Here is a 22,816-nt window from a genome sequence, read left to right as displayed (position 1 = left end):
CGGATCGCGGGTCGGTACCTCTCCAACTTAGCCCAGCCTTACCTGACTCGCGATGCCCGCTCGGTCCGGCCCCCTGACGCCGAAACCCACCGGGCGCGTCGAAACCCACCGCCACCGCCGTCGCGGGTGATGGGTCTGGACGCGGGTGGTGGGTCTCGGCGCAGAGACGGGGCAGCCGCGCGAGGTCAGCGCCGCGCGACGCCCGCGCGACTGAGCGCCGTGCCGATCGCGAGCCCGACCGCGGTCCAGGCCACCGGGCCGAGCACCGACACCACGAGGTACGCGATCTGCGCCCACAGCGGCAGGGCTCCGAGGTGCGCGGCGAAGAACACGACCACGGCGACGAGGATGCCGATCACACCCGCCGACAGGAAGAACCGCCACGCGCCCCAGGTCCGGTAGCGCGTCAGCGCGGCGATGCCCTCCTGGATCGCGCCGAACAGCAGCGCCGTGCCGATGAAGCGCAGCGCCCACGCGGGGTTGAAGGCGCTCGAGATGAGCGCGGCGATCACGTGCGTGACGAGCGCGACGAGCGGTCGGCGCAGCACCTCCTGCGCGATGATCCCCGGCAGCACGTGCGAGCCGAGCACGAGGCCGTAGAGGTACGGCGTGAGGATCAGAACGCCCGGCGTGATGAGGCCGGCGATGCCGCCCAGCATGCCGGTCGCGACGCCGATCGCGGCGCAGACGAGCAGCACGCGCGTCGACAGGAGAGGGGTGCGGGCCACCTCTCCAGACTACTTGCGGAGGGATGCCGCGGCGGTCGCGAGCGGCCGTGGAAAAGCGCGTGAGAATGCCCCTCGGCATCCGTTCGTCGCACGGTCGGCGCCGCTCGTCGCACGGTCCGGCCGACCGCCGTGTTCCGGCCATCGACGACCTCTACCGTGGATGAACGCAATGACGCGCATCCCGAGGAGAACCCCATGACCGCATCCTCGCCGCACAGCCGCGGCGCCGCGACCACCGACGATGACCCCGTGATCGTCACCGACCCGACGCTGCCGCCGGTCGCCCTGACCGACGAGCACCACGAGCGCTCGAACCGCTGGACCCTGCCGAAGATCCTGCTCTGGACCGCCATCGCCCTGCTCGGCGGTGTCGCCTGGGTGATGCTCGCCATCGTCCGCGGCGAGACCGTGAACGCGATCTGGTTCGTGTTCGCCGCCGTGTGCACCTACCTGATCGGCTACCGCTTCTACTCGAAGGTCATCGAGCGCTACATCACCCGCCCCGACGACCGTCGTGCCACCCCGGCCGAGGTCAAGCAGGACGGCAAGGACTACGTCCCCACCGACCGCCGCGTGCTCTACGGCCACCACTTCGCCGCGATCGCCGGTGCCGGTCCGCTCGTCGGTCCGGTGCTCGCCGCGCAGATGGGCTACCTGCCCGGCACGATCTGGATCATCGTCGGCGTCGTGCTCGCCGGCGCCGTGCAGGACTACACGGTCCTCTTCTTCTCGATGCGCCGCGGCGGCCGCACGATCGGCCAGATGGCGCGCCAGGAGCTGGGCCGCATCGGCGGCACGGCCGCGATCGTGGCATCCCTCCTCATCATGCTCATCATCGTCGCGATCCTCGCGCTGGTCGTGGTGAACGCGCTCGGCGAAAGCCCGTGGGGTGTGTTCTCGGTCGCGATGACCATCCCGATCGCCCTGTTCATGGGTGTGTACCTGCGCTACCTGCGTCCGGGCAAGGTCACCGAGGTCTCGATCATCGGCTTCGTGCTGCTCATGGCCGCGATCATCGCGGGCGGCTGGGTCGCCGGCACCGAGTGGGGTCAGGCGATCTTCCACCTCGACCGTACGACGATCGCCTGGGGCATCATCATCTACGGCTTCATCGCCGCGGTGCTGCCGGTCTGGCTGCTGCTCGCTCCGCGCGACTACCTGTCGACGTTCATGAAGATCGGCGTGATCGTCATGCTCGCCGGAGCGATCGTGCTCGTGCGTCCGGAGATCTCGGTCCCCGCCGTCAGCATCTTCGGCGAGAACGGCATGGGTCCGGTGTTCGCCGGTCCGCTCTTCCCCTTCCTGTTCGTGACGATCGCCTGCGGGGCCCTGTCGGGGTTCCACGCGCTCATCGCCTCGGGCACGACACCGAAGCTCGTGGAGAAGGAGCGCCAGACACGCTTCATCGGCTACGGCGGCATGCTCATGGAGTCGTTCGTCGCGATCATGGCGCTCGTCGCCGCGATCTCGATCGACCAGGGCATCTACTTCGCGATGAACGCGCCGACGGCCGCCACCGGCGGCACCGTCGAGGGAGCCGTCGCCTTCGTGAACTCCCTGGGCCTGACGGGGGTGAATTTCACACCCGACATGCTCACGGGCACCGCCGCGGCGGTGGGAGAGGAGTCGATCGTGTCGCGCACCGGTGGCGCCCCGACCCTCGCGCTCGGCTTGGCGCACATCATGCAGCAGGCCCTCGGCGGTCAGGCGCTCATGGCGTTCTGGTACCACTTCGCGATCATGTTCGAGGCGCTGTTCATCCTCACCGCGGTGGATGCCGGAACACGCGTCGCCCGTTTCATGCTGCAGGACTCGATCGGCGCCTGGTTCCCGAAGTTCCGCGACGTCTCGTGGCGGCCGGGCGTGTGGATCTGCACCGCGATCATGGTGGCCGGCTGGGGAGCGATCCTCATCCTGGGCGTCACCGACCCGCTCGGCGGCATCAACACGTTCTTCCCGCTGTTCGGCATCGCGAACCAGCTGCTCGCCGCCATCGCGCTCGCCGTGGTGCTCGCGATCGTCGCGAAGCGCGGGCGCAGCTACGTCAAGTGGCTGTGGATCATCGGTCTGCCGCTCGCGTTCACGGCCGTCGTCACCATCACGGCGTCGCTGTACAAGATCCTGTCGCCGGTCCCCGCGATCGGATACTGGGCGAACCACTTCCGCTACCGCGAGGCCCTGAGCTCGGGCGACACGTCGCTCGGCGAGGCGAAGGTGCTGGAGGCCGTCATCCGCAACACCGCGGTGCAGGGCACGCTGTCGATCATCTTCGTCACCCTCGCGATCGTCGTGATGATCGCCGCGGTCATCGCCACCGTCAAGGCGATCCGCAACGGCGGCGGCGAGAAGAGCGAGGACGAGCCGGTCGCGTCACGTCGGTACGCTCCCGCGGGCTTCCTCCCGACGGCTGATGAGCGCGAGCTCGAGAAGCAGTGGGAGCCGATCCTCGCCGACGAGCGCAAGGCATCGACGCACTGAGATGACGGACGCGATGAATCGGACGGATGCCGCGACCACCGCCCTACGGGCACTCTGGTGCGCCACGGGGCGGGTGGGCCGCGGCATCCGCTGGTACATGACGACGCTGATGGGCGACACCGCGTACGCGACCTATGTCGCCCATCACCGTCGCCATCACCCCGACGAGGAGCCGCTGAGCGAGCGGCAGTTCTGGCGGCAGCGCATGGACGACCAGGACCGCAACCCCGGTGCCCGCTGCTGCTGAGGAGTCGACGAGCCGGGCTCACGTTCTGCGGCCTTGTGCGACTTCTGCGGCCAGAGTCGGTCCCGCGGGCCGCAGAACGTGACGATGGCCGCAGAAGTTGACGAGTGGGAAGCGTCACGATGAAGACCGGATGCCGGATGCCTAGGCTGAGGGCATGAACGACGTCGTCCTCGCCGCGGTCCTGGGCGCGGTCGGCGGCGTCGTGCTCACGGTGCTGCTCCTGCTCGCGAGACGCCTGGCGCGAGGATCGGCCGACCTCGGCAGCGATGCCGAGCGGGCCGCGCTGCAGGCCCTGCATCAGGCGAGCCTCGCGGCGCCGCACCTGCGCGCGGGGCTGACCGGTCCCGACGTGGTCAAGGCGGCCCGGCACCTCCGGGTGCTGCTCGGCAGCGCGGCGGTCGCGATCGTCGGCGACGACGACGCGCTGTCCTTCGACGGACCGTCCGACGGGCTGGAGTCGTCAGCCGTGCGCATCGCCCAGCACGTGCGGTCCTCGGGGCGCCGACAGGTCTTCCGGTCGCCCCATGGGCACACCGACGCCCTCGAAGCGGTGGGCGCGCCGATCGTCGTCGACGGGCAGGTCATCGGCGCCGTCGTCGCGTTCGCTGCTCCCGTCGGTGCGGCGCTCGTCCGCGCTGCGGAGGAGGTCGCGGACTGGTGCGCCGCGCAGGTCGAGCTCGGCAGCCTCGATGCCTCGCGCACGCAGTTGGCCGAGGCCGAGCTGCGGTCTCTGCGCGCGCAGATCTCGCCGCACTTCATCTACAACGCCCTCACCGCGATCGCGTCGTTCATCCTCACCGACCCGGTACGCGCGCGCGATCTCGTGCTCGAGTTCGCCGACTTCACGCGGTACTCCTTCCGGCGGCAGGGGGAGTTCACGACGCTCGCGGAGGAGCTCGACAGCATCCGCTCCTTCCTCGAACTGGAGCGCGCGCGGTTCGGAGAGCGTCTGCGCATCACCCTGCAGATCGCGCCGGAGACGCTGTCGACCGTCATCCCCTTCCTCTCTGTGCAGCCACTGGTCGAGAACGCCGTGCGCCACGGCGTCGAACCCGGGGAGGGTGGGGGCGAGATCCGCATCGTCTCGCGCGACGACGGCACGCACACCGAGGTCACCGTCGAGGACGACGGCGTCGGGATGGACCCGGACGCGCTCCGCGCCACCCTCACGGCCGCCGACGACGGGTCGCACGTGGGCCTGCGCAACGTCGACACCCGGCTGCGTCAGCTCTACGGCGCGGACGGCGGACTCGTGGTCGAGACCAACACCGGCGCGGGTACCCTGGTGCGCATGCGGGTGCCGAAGTCGCAGCCGCAGCACGACCCCGAAGGCGACTGAATCGATGACCGACCCAGGCACGATCGACGTCCTCGTCGCCGACGACGAGAAGCCGGCGCTCGACGAGCTCGTGCACCTGCTGCGGCTGGACCCACGGATCGGCGAGGTGCTCACCGCGTCCTCAGGAGGCGACGCGCTCCGGGTGCTGTCGCAGCACGCCGTGCGTATCGCGTTCCTCGACATTCACATGCCGGGTCTGCTCGGCACCGATCTCGCCCGGTCGCTGCTCACGCTCGCGGCGCCGCCGGCGGTCGTGTTCGTCACCGCCGACGAGGCCCGCGCGGTCGAGGCGTTCGAGCTGCGGGCGGCGGACTATCTGCTGAAGCCGGTGCGCGTCGAGCGGCTGCGGCAGGCCGTCGATCGCGTGATCGAGCGGGGCGAGGTCGCCGTGCCGGGCGACGACGAGACGCTGCCGGTGACGATCGGATCGACCGTACGGTTCGTGCGGCGCAGTGACGTGCGCTGGGTGCAGGCCCAGGGCGACTACTCGCGACTGCACACCGCAGACGGCGGGCATCTCGTCCGCATCCCGATCTCCGAGCTCGAGACCCGATGGGCGGATGCAGGGTTCCTGCGCATCCATCGCTCCACCCTCGTCCGCACGGCGGCGGTGACGGAGGCGCGTCTGTCGGGTGCTGAGCCAGCGGTCGTCGTGGATGCCGCGGTGCTGCCCGTGAGCAGGCGCCTCGTCCCCGCGGTGCGCGACGCCCTTCTGCGCGTCGAGGAGGCGCCGTGACCGAGACGCCGAAGCGCGTGCGCGTCACCGCCGATGCGCCGCCGCGAGGCCCAGCGCCGCTGACGCGCGGCATCGGCCTGCCCGGCTCGCCGGTCGACGAAGCGGATGCCGTCTTCACGCGCGCGCTCATGCGCAGCCAGCTGCGGCTCGCCCTCGGCACGGTCGCGGGGTTCGTGCTCGTGGTGATCGCTCTGACGCTCGCGATCGCCCTGATCCCGGAGATCGATCAGCTCGTGGTGTGGGGGCTGCCGCTGTCGTGGCTGCTGCAGGCCTACGCGTTCTATCCGATCATCGTCGTCTTCGCGGTGCTATACGTGCGCACGGCCGCCCGCAACGAACGCCGGTTCCGCGCCTTGCGGGACCGCGAGTGAACGCCGTCCTCGACCTCGTTGGCATCGCGCTCGTCGTGGTCGCGACGCTGCTCATCGGCGTCTACGGACTGCGTATCTCGCGCACCACGGGCGATTTCTTCGTGGCCTCGCGCACGGTGCGCCCGGTGTGGAACGCCTCGGCGATCAGCGGGGAGTATCTCTCGGCTGGCACGTTCCTCGGACTCTCCGGACTCGTGCTGCTCGACGGCGCGCGGGGGTTCTGGTTCCCGATCGGATACGCAGCGGGATACCTGCTCGTGCTCGTGTTCGTCGCGTCTCCGCTCCGTCGCAGCGGCGCGTACACGATCCCCGACTTCCTGGAAGCTCGGCTGGAGTCGAGAGCGGCCCGACGCGTGACGAGCGTCGCGGTGCTCGTGATCGGTTGGCTGTACATCGTGCCGCAACTGCACGGCGCCGGCATCACCCTGCTGGTCGTCGCCGGATTGCCCGAGTGGGTGGGCGCGGTGCTCGTTGCGGTGCTCGTCGCGGCGGCGGTCGCGGCCGGAGGCATGCGTGCCATCACCTACGTGCAGGCGTTCCAGTACTGGCTCAAGCTCACCGCGTTGCTCGTGCCCGTCGTCTGCATCGCGTTCGCGCTCAGCGGCGGGCCGCATGACGTCGACCCGGCACTCGTGTTCCCCGCCGAGGCCGGACCGTCGGGGTTCGACGCGTATGAGACGGCATCCCTGCTCCTCGCCCTCCTGCTCGGGACCATGGGTCTGCCACACGTGCTCGTTCGCTTCTACACGAGTCCGACCGGGGTCTCGGCGCGCCGAACCACCGTGATCGTCATCGGTATGGTGAGCGCGTTCTACGCGGTGTCGAGCACGATGGGCCTGCTCGCCCGCATCGCTGCCCCCGACCTCGCGGTGCCGGGGGTGGCCGACACGGTCGTGCTGCTTCTGCCCTCGCGGGTGTTCCCCGGCATCGCGGGCGAGCTGCTCACGGCACTCATCGTCGCCGGTGCGTTCGCGGCGTTCCTCGCGACCTCGGCCGGACTCGTGGTCTCGCTCGCGGGGGTCGTGAGCCAGGACGTCTTCTCCGGATCCGTGCGCTCCTTCCGTCTGTCGGCCGTGCTGTGCGCACTCGTCCCGCTCGCGGTCGCGCTTCTCACCGCGCCGGCGGGACTCGGATCGAGCGTCGGAGTCGTGTTCGTGATCGCCGCGTCGACGCTCTCTCCGGTGATCCTCCTCGGCGTGTGGTGGCGCGGCCTCACGGCCCGCGGGGCGGTCGCGGGGATGCTGTCCGGCGGCCTCGCGGCGGGCCTGGCTCTGCTGGTGCATGCGGCGATCGGCGGAGTGGGCGTCTCCGCTCCGTACCTCGCTCAGCCCGCCGCCTGGACGATCCCGCTGGCGGCCGCGGTCACGGTCGTCGTGTCGCTGCTCGACCCGCGCGGCCCGACGCCGCGCACGGCGAAGTTCCTCGCGCGCGTGCACTCGCCGGAGCGGATCTGACGGGCGAGTGAGCAGTATCCCGGAACTCAATGCCAGGCAACCTCCGGAATCTCGGGAAGGTAGAGACGCCGTTACCGAGACGTGACTCGCCTTCAGTGCTATCCATCCGCTATCTCTGAGCTATGCGGCGATGAGGTCCGCAGGTCCCTTCCGAAAGGAACTGCGGTGCGTCGTGTCTCTGCTGCTGTGCTTGCCTGCGTCTTGGCGGCGGTTCTCGCCGTCGTCACCCCGGAGGCGTCGGCGGTCGCCGACGTCCTCGTGCGCGCGGCCACTCCGGTCACCGCGGTGCCCGCCACACGCGACATTCCCGAAAACGGCGAACTCACCGCGGAAGACGTCGAGCGGCTCGGCGGTGAGCCCGAGGCCCCAGCCGAGCAGCTGGCGGAGATGCCCCAGGGCGACTTCTCGTCGCTCGCCGACGAGCAGAAGATCCCCGACGCCCTGCCTGCGGCGGATGGCCGTCGATCAGGTCTCGTGTACTCGTCTCCAGTGAGACCCTCGGATCAGGACTTGGCGGAGGCTACCGACGACCTGCCGGTTGTTGCGCGGGAGGAATTCGTGACGACCTATGCGACGGAGTCCGGTTCGTTGGTCACCGAACAGTCGGACCAGCCGCTGAACGTGCTCGATGACGGCACGTGGGAGGAGATCTCGACCGAACTGACGAGGCGACGCGATCGGTGGTCCGTAGACCGTCATCCGTTGGCCCCGACCTTTTCCGAGACCTCGGGAGGAGCAGAGGGCGTGTCGGTGACGCGTGACGACGCCACCGTGTCTTTCACGTTGCAGGGAGTCGATGCGGTCGAGGCCGTTGCGGTGCAGTCCGAGGGTTCGGAGGTCGACGACACGTTGCGGATGGAAGGCGTGGCGCCCGGGATCGACCTCGAATACGAGGTGCTGCGCGGAGGTGTGAAGGAGACTCTGGTGCTTCACCGAGCTCCGCGTGTGGCACCGACATTCGCGTGGACGATGAATGCGGGCGGACTCCAACCGACACTGGCGGAAGGCGGCATGGTCGAGCTTCGCGACGACGCGGGCGAGGTCGTCATGCACATCCCCGCCCCCGTGGCCTGGGACTCGTCCGGATCCACGGGGGAGCGGTCGGATTCTCTCGTCAATCCCCGGGTGGGTCTGGAGCCGGCCGAAGGGGGAGCGTGGAGGTACACACTGCAGGTGGACCCGACGTGGCTGAAGGCGTCTGAGCGCGCGTACCCCGTTTACGTCGACCCGACGGTTCTCACGGGTGCGTCCTACTCGCGATCGTTCAAGTCCGACGGTGCCGTGATGAACGGTCAGCTGCACATCGGCAACACTCGGCAGAGCAACCAGAACGTGTTCTGGCGCGCGGTGGCCGGGTTCGACGCCAGTGCGGCGGCCGGTCAGTTCGTCGGTACGGCCCAGATCAACGTCGCTTACGGCGGCGAGGGGACGACGACCACTCAACCGGGCAACGTGTATTCGGCGACGGGCGAGTGCTTCACCTGCAGCGGTGTCTGGCTGGCTGATTTCTCCATGGGCAACAACAGTGCCTGGACCGCCGGCGATGGGGTCGCCGCGAACACCGTCGGTTACCTGCAGTCCAATCTCTCGACCGCGTATTTCATGTTGACCGGCAACGAGACAGCGGTCTACAGCCACAAACGCCTGGGCCTTTCGTACCTCATGGAGTACTGGCCCTACCCCACGGTCTCGCAGGTGTCGCCGGCCAACGGCGCGACGAATCAGTCCACGAGGCCCACCCTCGCGCTCAGCGCCACGAATTCCTCTCCGCACTCGCCGGCCATGGCGTACGCGTTCACCGTGTCTGCCAACGCCGACATGAGTGCTCCGGTCTGGGATTCCGGGTGGATCAGCAACACCCAGGCCACCGTTCCCGAGGGGAAGTTGCAACCCGGGGTGACGTACTACTGGCGGGGGAAGGTCCACGATGCTCATCACGGGTGGGCGGGGCAGTCGACAGAGCGGACGACCGCGATCCGCACGCTGACCACGCAGCTCGTTCCGCCGACCCCGCCGGAGGCGACGGCGAGCCCCGGCAACACGACGGGCGTTCCCGAGACGATCGTGACGGTCACACCGACGCTGCAGGTCGATGCGGTCGCCGCGCCCGCGGGACTCCCCGCGGGCGGGGAGGTGAAGTACGAGTTCAAGATCGCGACGGGCGCAGACGCGAAATCCGGAGCGGTGTTCACGTCGGGGCTGGTCTCCGCCGACCCGGACGGCAAGGTGCGGTGGACCGTGCCGCCGGGGACGCTTCGTGACGGAAACATCTACTCGTGGATCGTGCAGCCCGCATACGGGGCCAGCAAGAACACGAACCCGGCGTGGGTGAAGCGGCTCAAAGTGGATCTGCGTCTGGGGTCGTCGGGCCCCTCGCCGTTCGACACGTCGGGGCCGGTCACGGTGAATCTTGCCAACGGCAATGCGAATCTCTCCTTCTCCTCGCCGCTCGTCAGCACACTCGGCGGGCCCATGGGCATGTCGTTCAGCTACAACTCCCGCTCGGAGGGAGTCGTCAACCGCGGACTCACCGGTTCGTACTATGACGCCAAGGATTCGCTGGGCAACGTGCCGACCTCTGCGGCCGGATTCACCTTCGCAGGCAAAACACCCCTCATGGTCCGGACCGACTCGGCCGTCTCGTTCGACTGGTCCGCTTCGTCGCCGGGACCGGCTCTTGCGAACGACTACTTCATGGCGCAATGGACAGGCTTCATCCGTGTCCCTCACGCATCCTCGCAGTGGCGATTCGGGGTTCGACACGACGACGGCGTACGCCTTCGCGTGAACAACACCTCGGTTCTCGACCGATGGGGAACGCTGGCAGGGGTCGTCGCGTGGTCGGGGAACCAGAACCTGTCGACCGCCGAGGTCCCGATCCAGTTCGACTATCTCGAGGCTACGGGCGCCGCGTACGTCGAGCTATGGGCCGACGACCTCGCTGACGACGAAGGCCCCGTCATCGTTCCTGCGTCCTGGTTCACGACGCAGCGCTCGCCGCTGCGCCAGGGGTGGACGGCGTCGACGCCCATCGCGGGGGACGCGACAGCGTGGTCGCGCGCGACGATCGAGCCGCAGGCGGTCGTGCTCACCGATGTCACGGGCGGCGCGCACACCTACTCGAGAACGTCGTCGGGCGGATACACTCCGCCGGCGGGGGAGTACGGCGTGGTGTCGCTCGACAATTCCGGTCGCGTCGTGTTCACCGATGAGGGCGGCACGGTCTATCAGTTCGCCGCGAACGGCACCGTCGAGTCCGCGACCTCGGTCGCGGACGGGCAGAAGCCCGCTGCGCCGATCATGATCTACAACGGCGACGGCACCGTGAAGGAGATCGTCGATCCGCTGTCGAAGGACGGTTCGACGTACCACCGCAAGCTGTCGTTCGTCTATCAGAATGCGGCGCAGAACGCGTGCCCGACGCTGCCGCCGAATCACCTGCCGGCGCGCGCGGGGTCGCTCTGCCAGATCGTCTATCCGGCGCTCGGATCGGAGCCGGCGCCGGTGACCAACCTGTACTACGCGGGAGATCAGCTGTGGATCATCGAAGACCCGGGCAACGAGCGCACCGTCTTCGGGTACGACAGCGCGAACGTGCTCACGTCGGTGCGGGACTCCGTTGCGAACGACTATCTGCTCGCCCAGCCGGTGTCGAGCGACTATGACCCGCCGGAGACCACGGTCACTTACTCCGACGGGCGGGTCTCGGCCGTCGAGCTCCCGTCACCGGACGGCGGCCCTGCGCCGCGGATGAAGAAGACCTACGCCTACGACCTTGCGGCCCGCACGTCCGCGGTGTCGGTCGCAGGGGTCGCGAATTCGACGAGCACCGTTGCCTACGACGCGGTGTGGCGGCAGACCTCGGCGACGAGTCCGCTGGGGGTCACGACGACACAGGAGTGGCACCCCACGAAGGACCTGGTGCTGTCGGCGACGAACTCGCTCGGCATGAGATCGACGACCGTCTACGACGCCGCGACCGACCGTGCGACGGACACGTACGGCGCGGCACCGGCAGCGTGCTTCCAATCGAACGGGCGGCCAGTGACCGACCCGGTCGGAACGAACGGATGCGGGATTCTCCCGGCGCACACCTCCACGACTTACGACGGTGGGATGCAGGGGCTTCAGGCGACGTACTACGCCAATCCGCATCTCGCGGGTAAGCCGTCGCTGATCGGTCATGGCGTCGGTGGTGCGGCGGCAACGATCGACAGGGCATGGAGCACGGCGTCACCGGGCGCCGGCATCCCGGTCGACAACTGGTCGCTTCGATTGACCGGTCTTGTCACCTTCCCCGAGGCAGGGCAGTACACGTTCGTCGCGAACAGCGATGACGGAGCTCGTGTCTGGGTGGGAGATGTCATCGTCGTCGACAGATGGGAGACCGGTTCGATCGAACGCGTGGGCACGCCGATCACGGTCGCTGCGGGTGAGACCCGACGCATCCGAGTCGAGTACCGCGAAGATACCGGAGCGGCGACTCTTCAGCTGAAGTGGCGCACCCCGTCGTCGGGCACGACGGCATCGGTCGTGCCGGGGAGCGCTTTGCGTCCGGACTACGGTCTCGTGACGAAGACGGTGGCGGATGACTCGACGGCCGTGTCGGGTGCGGTGGCTCCCACGACGACGGCGACAATGACGTATCAGCATCCGTGGTTGGGGCAGGCGACGGCATCCACCGTCGACCCCGACGGTCTTGCGTTGAAGACGGCGACGACGTTCGAGCAGCCGGGTGGGTCGGGGTGGTTGCGGCGTCTCACGCGTGCTCTGCCGGGGGCGACGGTGGCGGGGGCTCCGGCGTCGGCGCAGACGACCTCGGCGTACTACGGGGATCTGGAGAACGCGCCGGCGGTGTGTGGGATTCCTGCGGGAACGAAGCAGGCCGGGATGGTGAAGTCGACCACGGGCCCGACGCCTGCGGCCGGGTCGGCGATCACGACACAGTTCGCGTATGACGCGTGGGGTCGCACGGTGGGGACGAAGTCGTCGGCGGATGCGGACTGGTCCTGCACGACGTTCGACGCGCGCGGAGAGGTCGTGGCGTCGTCGGTGGTGGGTCCGTCGGGGGTGGCGTCGATCTCGACGACGACCACGCGGAGCGTCCGGGCGGTCGGCGGCGGGTACACGGTCGTGACGTCGGGGGTGGCGGTGGCGGGTTCGCCGAACGGGTCGACGATCACCACGGTGACGGATCTGTTGGGGCGGACGGTGAGTTACACGGATGTGTGGGGCACGGTCACCACCCCGACGTATGACCCGGCGTCGGGTCGGGTGATGCAGGTGTCGACGACGCCGGCGGGCGGGGCGGCTTCGGTGACGGCGTACACCTATGACGCGGACGGGAAGGTGTTGACGGTCACGGTCGACGGGACCCCGTTGGCGGGGGTGACGTATGACGCGGTGCAGCGCCTGGCGCAGGTGACGTATCCGGACGGATCGGCGCTGACCCAGGTCGGCCGTGACCGGGCTGAGCGGGTGGTGTCGCAGGAGTGGTCTGTGGGCGGGCAGGTCGTGACTGACAGTGTGGTGAGGTCGCAGTCGGGGCGGGTGGTGCAGCAGACGTCCGCGACAGGCTCCACGTCGTATTCGTCGACGTACGGTTATGACGGTGCGGGCCGGTTGGTGACGGCACGGATCCCCGGGCACGAGTTGACGTATGCGTTCGCGGGGTCGGGTGGGTGCGGTCCGAACACGTCGGCCGGTGCCTCGGGGAACCGGACTGGGCTTGTGGATGTGTGGACGGCTCCGGGGCATGCTCCGGTGACGACGTCGACGGCGTACTGCTACGACTGGGCCGACCGGCTCCTGTCCTCGACCGTGACCGGCGCGATCCCCGGGGCGTCGAGCATGACCGACGGTGTCGCGGCATCGGAGATCATGTATGACGGCCGAGGGAACACGACCCGGCTGGGGGATATGCGGTTCGTCTATGACGCGGCGGATCGGCACGTGGGAACCACGTACGACGACGGCACGACCGTGTCCATCGTCCGGGATGCGTCGGGGCGGATCGTGTCCCGCACGACCGACCCGGCAGGTTCTGCTCCGGCATCCACCGTGCAGTACCTGTTCGCGGCGGGCGGGGACGCGGCGTGGGGCCAGATGACCGGCACTGACCTCACCCGCAGCATCGGACTCCCCGGTGGGGTGTCCTGGACGAACCAGGCCGGGACCGTCACGTGGGCATTCCCCGGACTCGGCGGCCACGGGCTCATGACGCGGAGTGGTGGCACGAATGGTGCGTTGTTGTTGTGGGATCCGTTCGGGCAGCCCGTCGACCCCGCCACGTTCGCGATCGGCACCACGGCTGCGGATGACACGAACCAGGTCGCCGGGAACACCCTCTGGCACCAGGGTGCGTTGAAGCCTGCGGAGTCCGCCGGGTCGACGCTCGTGGTCGAGATGGGGGCGCGACTGTATGTCCCCGCCCTCGGTCGCTTCCTCCAGGTCGATCCCATCGAGGGTGGCGTCGACAACGACTACGTCTGGCCGCCCGATCCCGTAAACTCCGCCGACCTCTCGGGAGAGTTTGACTGGCTCCTCGCGCTCGACGTGGTCTCGACCGCCGTCATGTTCATCCCGGGCGTCGGCACGGGTGTGGGACTCGCCATCAAGGGAACGTTGCTCGCCGCGCGTCTCGTGTTGGGGGCGGCGAGAGTGGGCGCACAAGCCGTGAAGCTGACCAGGGCAGCTGCCGCGATAGGTCGAGCAGAGACTCGAGTCCTGCGCGAGTATGGTTACCAATCAGTGATCAGGGCGAGACCTGTGGGAAGTGCTTTGAAGAACGACAAGTGGCACAGCGCGGGCAAGTCCCCGCTTGTCCGCGGATCGATTCGAACAAGTGCAACTGTCACGCGAGGTCGGGGCGGTGATGGCGTGCGAACGACGTTCGTGCGTGTACCGATGTCGGTCAACGGCAGACCAGGAACTCAGGAGTGGTTCGTACGAGGTGGCAACCTCACACACTCGTTCTGGAGAGGGCGATGAGTAGGCACGTTCTTGACGGCATCAGTCCCTTTCTTCGAACATCAGGGCTGGTGTTCGAGCTCTATCGTCGGGGCTCTATCGACTCTTCTGACGTTGTCGAAAGCGAGCTCGCGCGGTTGCGGATCGGTGACGACCTCTCACGCACGGAAGAGAGAATCGCACTCCTTCTTTCGCACGAGCTTGATCAGGTCGAAGAAATTCTCAGCGAACTACCTGATCCCTACCCGCTAAACGATGTCGAACGGGAGACCTTACTGCTCCTTCGGCTGAGCCAGATTCGCACTGAGTGGTTGTCCGAAGCCGATCCACCATCTCTCGTCGAGGACGCGCTTGAGGACTACGGGCTCGATGAGAAATATGGCATGCTAAGGCTCTTCGCCCCGCTTCCACGGTCCGAAAAGTCTCCCGAGAAGTATGCGAGACGCCTTGATGAAGCCATCGAGGCTGGATGGAGTGATCTCCGAGCGGTGGCAGCGTCGCGAGCCGCGCGCCGACCACCGGGAAAAGACGTCATGAAGCACGACTGACGTGGTGGCGGCGTTATGGTGCGATCGCTGAAGGTAATTCGAAGTGTGCCGGGAGCGGTAACGTTCCCGCAAGTTCTCAAACGGGCTCCGGCGTCGGCGCAGACGACGTCGGCGTATTACGGGGATCTGGAGAATGCGCCGGCGGTGTGCGGGATTCCTGCGGGGACGAAGCAGGCCGGGATGGTGAAGTCAACCACGGGCCCGACGCCGGCGGGTGGCTCGGCGATCACGACGCAGTTCGCGTATGACGCGTGGGTCGCACGGTCGGGACGAAGACGTCGGCGGATACGGACTGGTCCTGCACGACGTTCGATGAGCGGGGAGAGGCCGTGGCGTCGTCGGTGGTAGGTCCGTCGGGGGTGGCGACGATCTCGACCACGACCACGCGGAGCGTCCGGGCAGTCGGCGGCGGGTACACGGTCGTGACGTCGGGGGTGGCGGTCGCGGGGTCGCCGAACGGGTCGACCATCACCACCCAGACGGACCTGTTGGGTCGGACGGTGAGTTACACGGATGTGTGGGGCACCGTAACCACCCCGACGTATGACCCCGCGTCGGGTCGGGTGACACAGATCTCGACGACGCCGGCGGGTGGGGTGGCGTCGGTGACGGCGTACTCGTATGACGCGGACGGGAAGGTCCTCAGGGTCACGGTCGATGGGACCCCGTTGGCGGGGGTGACGTATGACGCGGTGCAGAGGCTGGCGCAGGTGACGTATCCGGACGGGTCCGCGCTGACCCAGGTCGGCCGTGACCGGGCTGAGCGGGTGGTGTCGCAGGAGTGGTCTGTCGGCGGGCAGACCGTATCGGATGCGGTTGTCAGGTCGCAGTCGGGGCGGGTGGTGCAGCAGACCTCGGCGTCCGGGTCGGCGTCGTATTCGTCGACGTACGGGTATGACACGGCCGGACGGTTGGTCTCGGCGAAGATTCCCGGGCACGAGTTGACGTATGCGTTCGCGTCTTCCGGTGGGTGCGGGCCGAACACGTCCGCCGGGTTGTCGGGGAACCGGACCGGGTTGACGGATGTGTGGACCGCACCTGGGCAGGCGCCGGTGACGACGTCGACGGCGTACTGCTACGACTGGGCCGACCGGCTGTTGTCCTCGACGGTGACGGGGGCGATCCCGGGGGCGTCGAGTGTGACCGACGGGGTCGCGGCGTCGGAGGTCGTGTACGACGCCCGGGGCAACACGATCCGTCTCGCGGATATGCAGTTCAGCTATGACGCGGCGAACCGGCATGTGGGAACCACGTACGACGACGGCACCACCGTGGCGATCGTGCGGGATGCGTCGGGGCGGATCGTGTCCCGCACCACCGACCCCGCAGGCACTGCCCCGGCATCCACCGTCCGGTACTTGTTTGCGGCGGGTGGGGATGCCGCGTGGGGGCAGATGACCGGTACCGACCTGACCCGCAGCATCGGGTTGCCGGGTGGGGTGTCGTGGACGAACCTGGCCGGGACGGTGACGTGGTCGTTCCCCGGGCTCGGTGGGCACGGGCTCATCACCCGCACCAGCGGCACCACCGGGGCTCTGCTCCTGTGGGACCCGTTCGGGCAGCCCGTCGACCCTGCCACGTTCGCGATCGGCACGACCGCGGCGGATGACACGAACCAGGTCGCCGGCAACACCCTCTGGCACCAGGGCGCGCTCAAACCCGCCGAGTCGGCCGGATCGACGCTCATCGTTGAGATGGGCGCGCGACTGTATGCGCCCGCCCTCGGCAGGTTCCTGCAAGTCGACCCGGTCGAGGGTGGTGGGGCGAATGACTATTCCTGGCCGAACGACCCCATCAACGGACACGATCTCACAGGCGAAGAATGGGACTGGGGCCTGACCCTCGACATTGGACTCGCAGTTCTCTCAGTTGCTCTAATTGCGACCGGGGTCGGCGCGCCGGTCGCTGGGGCGATTATGGTTGCGAGGACCGCGTCCTTGGCGGCTCGCGCTGTGAAGCTCGTTGCTGACGTGGTGAAGGCCGGACAGATCCTTGTGAAAGCATCCCGTTATACTCGCGGTGTTCGTGGCGCGGTGGGCGAGATAACGGCATCCCCTCGAGCTGCGAATTGGGCTGGCCGTGTGTGGTCGCAAGGGAGCAGAGCAAGTGAGCGTCTTTCGAGTCATGGAACTCGGATGCGTACCGGGCCCAGCGGTCGATGGGTTCGTGGGCCCGGAGTATCACAGAGTGGACGTCCAAAGGTGAACTTCGGTCGAAACCACGTACGACAGAATTTTCATGTCTGGCTGGAGTAGTAAATGCGTCACGAGTCAAACTCTACGAACATCCGAATGATCCTGAATGATGGGGCGGTCGGTTTTGTTGACCGCGGTCGCGACGCATCGTTTTATGTTTTGTTCGATACCATTCACAGATCTAGCGACCTCCTGATCGAGATGACGTTCAACCCGGAGTATGTTGATCTGGGAGGCATTGACCCCACGGATGTTGTCCTTCATTGGGGAAAAGTATCCGAAGTTGAGCGATGGATCGAGGAGTTTTTGATCGAGTTTCGCGTCGAGCTCTGCCCAGTGAGTCTTCGTTCGACGGCGGAGGAGCGGCTTTTCGGTGCCGGAGCGCGCGATATTCGGATCTTCGATCCGTCGATGCCGTGGCAATTCCTGTATAGAACCTGACGCGAAGGCCCGGGAGCGCCGGAAAGGTGATCAAGGCACGTGGCGTGATGGCGCAAATGCCTACAGTGGCGCAAAGTACGCCAGGGGCGGTGACGTCGAGGGCCAACCCAAGCAGGGACCGTCGCGTGGTCGTTCGCGCGGCTCGGCGGCCACGGGCTCAGCACCAGGTCCGGTGCCAGCAACGGTGCGCTGCTCCAGTGGGACCCGTTCAGGTAGCTTCGGACTACTTCTATGCGCAATTTTGACCAGCGACATTGCCGGGTCTGCGGCTATGACGCAGGAGACCCACCATGGGGCGAGTCCGGGAGTCTCCCATCATTCGATATTTGTCCTTGCTGCGGCGTCCAATGGGGATACGAGGACACGGGGTTCGAATCGACTGCGAAGTATCGTGCTCGGTGGATCGCGAGCGGAGCGCCATGGTCTGTTCGTAGCGTCTCGCGTGACGGTCTATCCCTCGAAGACCGTTTGAAGCGATCATGGTTGGAAGAGTAGTAACCCGCTTGTGTTGATGGCGATGACGCGGCCGAACGGTTGGTGGCGGCGAAGATTCCCGGCCTCGAGTTGACGTATGCGTTCGCGGGGTCGGGTGGGTGCGGGCAGCACACGTCCGCCGGCATGTCGGGGAACCGGACCGGGCTCACGGATGTCTGGAACGATCCGGGGCAGGCGCCGGTGGCGACGTCGACGGCGTACTGCTACGACTGGGCCGACCGGTTGTTGTCGTCGACGGTGACCGGGGCGATTCCGGGGGCGTCGAGTGTGACCGATGGTGCGGCGGCGTCGGAGATCACATATGACGGCCGCGGGAACATAACCCGGTTGGGCGACATGTGGTTCGTCTACGACGCGGCGGATCGGCATGTGGGGACCACGTACGACGACGGCACCACCGTGAGCATCCTTCGGGATGCGTCGGGGCGGAATGTGTCCCGCACGACCGACCCGGCAGGGTCTGCTCCGGCATCCACGGTGAAGTACCTGTTTGCGGCGGGTGGGGATGCGGCGTGGGGGCAGATGACCGGTACCGACCTCACTCGCAGCGTCGGGTTGCCGGGTGGGGTGTCGTGGACGGACCAGGCCGGGACCGTCACGTGGGCATTCCCCGGTCTCGGTGGGCACGGGCTCATGACGCGGAGTGGTGGCACGAATGGTGCGCTGTTGTTGTGGGATCCGTTCGGGCAGCCCGTCGACCCCGCCACGTTCGCGATCGGCACCGCGGCGGCGGATGACACGAACCAGGTCGCAGGGAACACCCTCTGGCACCAGGGTGCGTTGAAGCCTGCGGAGTCCGCCGGATCGACGCTCGTGGTCGAGATGGGGGTGCGGTTGTATGTCCCCGCCCTCGGTCGCTTCCTACAAGTGGATCCCGTGGAAGGCGGTGTCGACAACGACTACGTGTGGCCCACCGACCCCATCAACAGCAACGACCTGACCGGCGAGTTCGATTGGCTCCTCGCGCTCGACGTGGTCTCCACTGCCATCATGTTCATTCCGGGTGTCGGCACCGCAGCGGGACTGGCGATCAAGGGCGTCACCATCGGCGCTCGTTTGCTTGTGAGTGCGCCGAAGGTGATCAAGGCTGCGATAAACGTTGAGAGGGAAGCGTCGAAGTTGGTTCAAATGGCGAGGGTCGTCCAACGAACGGGGAAGAGTCCAGGGTTCCAAAGCACTAGCATGAAGGTGGCGGTTCGTGCCACTAACAAGTGGGTCGGGCGAAATCCCACTCGCAGTGCTACAACGCATCATGGACATATGCTGACGGGTCGAAACGGAAATACTGCTCGATGGCATCCTCAGGCGGACGGACGTACGAAGGTCAATCTTGGCATGAGGGGGAAAAGACCCTCTCTTCACCTATGGGCGGAGTGATCAAATGGAATTCATAGAACTCATGCACAGCTGCCGCCGAGAAATCATCGGATACTGCCGTTCAGGACCAGCCGAAGGGCTATACCTAAGAGCAACCCCCATCGCGACCGGCGGGGTGGATAGTGAGTACTGGGACCTTGCGTTTGCAGGAATCATTGAGTCCGAGGATATCTTTCCGGAAGACATCGTCTCAATAAGTATGGATTCTCCTGGTGACAGGGAATTCCTCAGCCTACTAAATGCTGAGAGAGTTCCGGAGCCCTGGGCCTCCAGAGTTCGGATCTCGCTGTTCCCTCCACATCCTCCAATTGACCGAACGCCATCCGTTTGGGATGGCACAGGTCGTTTTTACGGTTCGATGTCGCTCGAGTATCGTCTCGCGATGCTCGAGAGAATGGCGACCGAGAGCCATAAGACGTTTGCCTCCGGCTCAAGATTCACCATTTCCGAGATGCGTAGTTTGGTCCATGAGCATGCTGGGTTGTTAGACTCGCTGTCGTTCTATCTCGCCGCATTTGGTCTATCATTCTCTATCGTTCCTGCTTCGGCAACGGTGCCCGAACACTCGGCCGAGCCGTGGCGAGAATACGGTGGACTGTAACCATGCGTGCACGTTCATCGCTCTGCAGGCTACGGTGGCTCCGGTCGTCTGCGATCAGAGCGGGTAGAGGTAGTACGCGCACTCCGCGAGCGCCATAAGATCAGGTCGTTCAGCGGTTGAATCCGGAGAGGATCGCATGCGACGCATCCGGGGGATGTCGGCGTTCGTACTCTTCGTTATCCGCGCAATTTTCCTCTGGTTGCTTATGGCGTTCGCTTTCGTTGCGTGGGTGCTCGCGCATAGTGGGCTCAACGAGCGTCCGTGGGCGAGTCCATCTGCTGGTACGGCCAAAACTTCTTCGCGTTCTTGTTGCTCGTGTCATTTCGTTATCTCCAGATTCGGTGGCCGGAACTGCGAGTTGCGAAATACTCCGGCGCTCCGAAGTGCGCGGCATGAAAACGTATCTCATTAGCATCCTGAATGAGCTGGCCTAAGGGTAGGCGCGAGGATGGTCGGCAGTGTCCGGTGGGTCCGGTCCGAACACCTCCGCTGGCGCCGCGGGGAACCGGACCGGGCTCACGGATGTGTGGACCGCGCCCGGGCAGGCTCCGGTGACGACGTCGACGGCGTACTGCTATGACTGGGCCGACCGGTTGTTGTCTTCCACGGTGACGGGGGCGATCCCGGGGGCGTCGAGCGTGACCGACGGTGTCGCGGCATCGGAGATCGTCCACGACGCCCGGGGCAACACGACCCGTCTCGCGGCTATGCGGTTCAGCTATGACGCGGCGAACAGGCATGTGGGGACCACGTACGACGACGGCACGACGGTAACGATCGTGCGGGATGCGACGGGGCGGATCGTGTCGCGAACTACCGACCCGGCAGGTGCCGCTCCGGCATCCACGACGCGGTATCTATTCGCGGCGGGTGGGGATGTGGCGTGGGGGCAGAAGGCCGGCACTGACCTCACCCGCAGCATCGGACTTCCCGGTGGGGTGTCGTGGACGAACCAAGCAGGTACCCTCACCTGGTCGTTCCCCGGCCTCGGCGGCCACGGCCTCATCAAAGGTCTGGTGGGACGACGGGTGCGTTGTTGTTGTGGGACCCGTTCGGGCAGCCCGTGGACCCTGCCACGTTCGCGATCGGGACCACCGCGGCGGATGACACGAACCAGGTCGCCGGGAACACGCTCTGGCACCAGGGAGCGTTGAAACCTGCCGAGTCGGCCGGGTCGACGCTCGTGATCGAGATGGGGGTGCGGTTGTATGTCCCCGCCCTGGGGAGATTCCTGCAGGTCGACCCGATCGAGGGTGGTGTCGACAACGACTACGTGTGGCCACCCGACCCCATCAACGGTGACGACCTCAGCGGGAAAGCTCGAAGTTTCGCGCCAGCAGCAGACCTCGGAGGCCCGGTCAAAGTCACCGCAAAGAAGGCTGTAGTCGTGGAACGGAAATCCGTTCGCACGTCTGCGGGTAAGCCGAAGCCAGTTCGATGGGGGTACACCATCTTTTCGGGCTTGGGCGATGCGATGAACAAAGCCTCTTTCGTCGCAGGGCTGGTGAGCACCGGACTAGCTCTCGGTGCGTTCACCGCGAAGGTTCCGCATGTCTCCGCGCCGCTTGCGGCTCTCTCCACTCTCACAGGCTGGGCCTCGGCTGCGTTTGGAACCATTGGGATAGCGGCCGATTGCGTCGCGCACAAGTTTGGTGCACTCTGCGGCCTCGGGTTCGCCGGGATGGTCGCGGGCAACGTCATCGGAGTCCTTGCAGGCCCCGTTGGCGGCACCCTGGCAGGCGGCATCTTTGGCACACTTACAGGTAGCGTCATTCTTGACTTCTATGCCGGGCGCCGCACGGCGGCCGGAAATCGATTGGTGAAGTGAGAGTGCTCGTGTATAGCGTTTTGCACGCACCGTATGGACCCACGACGATAGTTGCGCGTAACGTCGCGACGACTGTCGCGGCTCTAGCGGGGGTTGTCTTCTTGGTTGTGCCAGCGTCACAGGGCGTGGCACTTCCCAGCGTCGTGTTTTTCGCGGTCGGGGGTGCGGTACTCATCGCGACATTCGTTTTCAACGCGTTTCGTTGGCGGTGGAACGTCGCCCGCGCTGAGAGAGAAGTCCGGGACCGCGCGTCGATCGGCGCGTTCGTCTTCATACAAGGGCAATCAGGTGGCACCGAGGGGCGACCGATGAAACACTTCGGGTCCGGATGGGGGTTGTTATATGCGGATCGCGTCGAGCTACGCTGCAACCCATCGCCCTCCGGTCTCGGCGGTTCTGTCCACCGCAGGGAAATCCCGTCCGAGCTCATACTGAACATCTACGCAAGAGAGACCACAAGCACGTCTTACGGAGGCCCAGTCATCGTGCTTTCCTCCGGCGAGGAGCTTTCGTTCACATCGTCGCCGCAGACCGGCTCCGGTTTGCGCGGACCGACGGATGCCGAGATCGCCGATGCCGTGGCGAAGGTCAGGTCATCGTTGGGACGTTGACGGTCTCCAACGCGACAAGGCGCCTGGCGATGCGAGCTCGTAGTCGATAGCACCGCGCGCGGCGCGAGCTTGTCCGACTGCCACCGTAGGCTCGTTTCCTCTCGGCCGGAAGAAGGCCACCCCGGCCATGACCCGCCTCTAACGCGACACGCTCCTCCCGAAAAAGGCTGACTGCAGCAAAGCGAGCAACGGGCTCATCATCTGTGGAAACTTCGTCAGCCCCGGCGGGGGCGGAACGACATTCAGGGACATGTTCCTTGTTATTTGCGGCGAGGTCGCGAATGATCATTTTCGTGTGGGAGTCGGGCCGAAAGCCTCAATTGAAGGGTCATTCTCGTCGGGAGCTTCCTTCAATGGACCGTGAGCATTGCCCGGGACGCGACGGGGCGGATCGTGTC

General features: G+C 66.6%; 15 protein-coding genes. 13 read left to right on the top strand and 2 right to left on the bottom strand.

The window, feature by feature from the left end; all coding sequences use genetic code 11:
* Nucleotides 1-185: 185 nt before the first annotated feature.
* Nucleotides 186-728, bottom strand: a complete 543-nt coding sequence (locus M3195_RS00670) for an ECF transporter S component (protein WP_251584221.1) — start codon at nt 726-728, stop codon at nt 186-188.
* A 195-nt stretch (nt 729-923) separates the two neighbouring features.
* Here M3195_RS00670 and M3195_RS00665 point away from each other — a divergent pair, with 195 nt between their 5' ends.
* The 8 genes from M3195_RS00665 to M3195_RS00630 all read left to right on the top strand — a co-directional run bounded on the left by M3195_RS00665 (nt 924) and on the right by M3195_RS00630 (nt 14,870).
* Nucleotides 924-3,206: a carbon starvation CstA family protein gene (locus tag M3195_RS00665; protein WP_251584220.1), complete on the top strand. Its 2,283-nt coding sequence runs from the start codon at nt 924-926 to the stop codon at nt 3,204-3,206.
* A gap of 1 nt (nt 3,207) precedes the next feature.
* Entirely contained in the window at nt 3,208-3,453 is a 246-nt protein-coding gene (locus tag M3195_RS00660) for a YbdD/YjiX family protein (protein WP_251584219.1), read from the top strand.
* 154 nt (nt 3,454-3,607) lie between these two features.
* Entirely contained in the window at nt 3,608-4,792 is a 1,185-nt protein-coding gene (locus tag M3195_RS00655; protein WP_251584218.1) for a sensor histidine kinase, read from the top strand.
* Nucleotides 4,793-4,796: 4 nt separating this feature from the next.
* The gene (locus M3195_RS00650) at nt 4,797-5,528 is read left to right on the top strand and encodes a LytR/AlgR family response regulator transcription factor (protein WP_251584208.1); all 732 of its coding nucleotides are present in this window, start codon (nt 4,797-4,799) and stop codon (nt 5,526-5,528) included.
* Entirely contained in the window at nt 5,525-5,899 is a 375-nt protein-coding gene (locus M3195_RS00645; RefSeq protein WP_251584207.1) for a heavy metal transporter, read from the top strand. The genes M3195_RS00650 and M3195_RS00645 overlap by 4 nt, the downstream gene beginning before the upstream one ends.
* Nucleotides 5,896-7,353 (top strand): sodium/solute symporter, encoded by a 1,458-nt coding sequence (locus M3195_RS00640; RefSeq protein ID WP_251584205.1) that lies wholly within the window; start codon nt 5,896-5,898, stop codon nt 7,351-7,353. The genes M3195_RS00645 and M3195_RS00640 overlap by 4 nt, the downstream gene beginning before the upstream one ends.
* Nucleotides 7,354-7,518: 165 nt before the next feature.
* Nucleotides 7,519-14,343 carry a PA14 domain-containing protein gene (locus tag M3195_RS00635; protein ID WP_251584203.1) on the top strand — a complete coding sequence of 2,275 codons (6,825 nt, stop codon included), beginning with the start codon at nt 7,519-7,521 and terminating at the stop codon, nt 14,341-14,343.
* Between the two features lie 50 nt (nt 14,344-14,393).
* On the top strand, nt 14,394-14,870 hold the full coding sequence (locus M3195_RS00630) for a hypothetical protein (RefSeq protein ID WP_251584201.1): 477 nt from the start codon (nt 14,394-14,396) through the stop codon (nt 14,868-14,870).
* 226 nt (nt 14,871-15,096) lie between these two features.
* Here M3195_RS00630 and M3195_RS00625 read toward each other — a convergent pair whose 3' ends face one another.
* Nucleotides 15,097-15,345: a hypothetical protein gene (locus tag M3195_RS00625; protein WP_251584200.1), complete on the bottom strand. Its 249-nt coding sequence runs from the start codon at nt 15,343-15,345 to the stop codon at nt 15,097-15,099.
* Nucleotides 15,346-15,370: 25 nt separating this feature from the next.
* Between M3195_RS00625 and M3195_RS17015 the strand changes: the two genes are divergently transcribed.
* The 5 genes from M3195_RS17015 to M3195_RS00600 all read left to right on the top strand — a co-directional run bounded on the left by M3195_RS17015 (nt 15,371) and on the right by M3195_RS00600 (nt 22,418).
* On the top strand, nt 15,371-17,125 hold the full coding sequence (locus M3195_RS17015; RefSeq protein ID WP_251584199.1) for an RHS repeat-associated core domain-containing protein: 1,755 nt from the start codon (nt 15,371-15,373) through the stop codon (nt 17,123-17,125).
* A gap of 36 nt (nt 17,126-17,161) precedes the next feature.
* The gene (locus tag M3195_RS00615) at nt 17,162-17,506 is read left to right on the top strand and encodes a hypothetical protein (protein ID WP_251584198.1); all 345 of its coding nucleotides are present in this window, start codon (nt 17,162-17,164) and stop codon (nt 17,504-17,506) included.
* Between the two features lie 537 nt (nt 17,507-18,043).
* Nucleotides 18,044-19,378: a hypothetical protein gene (locus tag M3195_RS00610; protein WP_251584197.1), complete on the top strand. Its 1,335-nt coding sequence runs from the start codon at nt 18,044-18,046 to the stop codon at nt 19,376-19,378.
* Nucleotides 19,379-21,042: 1,664 nt separating this feature from the next.
* Nucleotides 21,043-21,807, top strand: coding sequence for a hypothetical protein (locus M3195_RS00605; RefSeq protein ID WP_251584196.1), 765 nt, complete (start codon nt 21,043-21,045; stop codon nt 21,805-21,807).
* A 125-nt stretch (nt 21,808-21,932) separates the two neighbouring features.
* A complete protein-coding gene (locus M3195_RS00600) occupies nt 21,933-22,418 on the top strand; it encodes a hypothetical protein (RefSeq protein ID WP_251584195.1) in 486 nt (161 codons plus the stop codon).
* The last annotated feature ends 398 nt before the right edge of the window (nt 22,419-22,816 follow it).

This window comes from Microbacterium hydrocarbonoxydans, assembly GCF_023715885.1.
Lineage (GTDB): Bacteria > Actinomycetota > Actinomycetes > Actinomycetales > Microbacteriaceae > Microbacterium > Microbacterium hydrocarbonoxydans_C.
This window is presented reverse-complemented; position numbering and strand designations above follow the sequence as displayed.

Excerpts from the sequence above, each read along its gene's own strand:
- M3195_RS00665 (WP_251584220.1), top strand. The coding sequence starts at position 924 with ATGACCGCATCCTCGCCGCACAGCCGCGGCGCCGCGACCACCGACGAT.
- M3195_RS00660 (WP_251584219.1), top strand. The coding sequence starts at position 3,208 with ATGACGGACGCGATGAATCGGACGGATGCCGCGACCACCGCCCTACGG.
- M3195_RS00655 (WP_251584218.1), top strand. The coding sequence starts at position 3,608 with ATGAACGACGTCGTCCTCGCCGCGGTCCTGGGCGCGGTCGGCGGCGTC.
- M3195_RS00650 (WP_251584208.1), top strand. The coding sequence starts at position 4,797 with ATGACCGACCCAGGCACGATCGACGTCCTCGTCGCCGACGACGAGAAG.
- M3195_RS00615 (WP_251584198.1), top strand. The coding sequence starts at position 17,162 with ATGATCCTGAATGATGGGGCGGTCGGTTTTGTTGACCGCGGTCGCGAC.